Source organism: Vibrio sp. Y176, assembly GCF_033438945.1.
Genome location: NZ_JAWOQS010000639.1, coordinates 1 through 656 on the forward strand (window position 1 = coordinate 1; position 656 = coordinate 656).

The 656-nt window shown below is 44.7% G+C and carries 1 protein-coding gene; it reads left to right on the forward strand.

The genetic code is table 11. The features are described from left to right. The coding region (locus R7O13_RS27805) for a 2OG-Fe(II) oxygenase (RefSeq protein WP_318305317.1) at positions 1 to 489 on the forward strand (489 nt) is incomplete at its 5' end. Between the last annotated feature and the right edge of the window lie 167 nt (positions 490 to 656).

Sequence of the window (656 nt, forward strand, 5' to 3'; positions counted from 1 at the left end):
GCACGCATTGGTCGAAATGATGATGTGACCCGAATTGAATCAATTCGCAGTGACAAAATTCAATGGTTAAAACCAGCTATGGGCCAGCCAATCGCGAATTATTTGAGCAAAATGGAAGAGATTCGACAAGAGGTGAACCGCCATTTCTTCTTGGGTTTGTTTGAGTATGAAGCACACTTTGCAAAGTACGAAAAAGGCGATTTTTACCAAAAACACCTCGATTGCTTTAAAGGGAACGAAAACCGTCGCTTAACCACGGTGTTCTACATGAATGAATCTTGGAGTGAAGAGGACGCGGGCGAACTGGTCGTCTATGACCTCAATGACAAAGAAATCGCGACAATACCGCCTCGTGGGGGGCGTCTACTGGTGTTCTTATCTGAACAGTTTCCTCATGAAGTGCTGCCGACTAACGCGGAGCGTTTCAGTATCGCAGGCTGGTTCAGAATTAATGGTGTGAGAGATAACCTTCTGGATATCGCGAGTTAACATCTAGGCACTAAATACTAAAAAGGGCGCGTGATGCGCCCTTTTTCATGTCCGGAAATCGGCTTTTAGTGGCAAATAGATATGTTGTAGCAAGCCGTCATATTCTGCTCTAACACTTCATAGATGTGAGCGCAGAGTTTATTCTGCTCAATTAGGTCATCCATGAT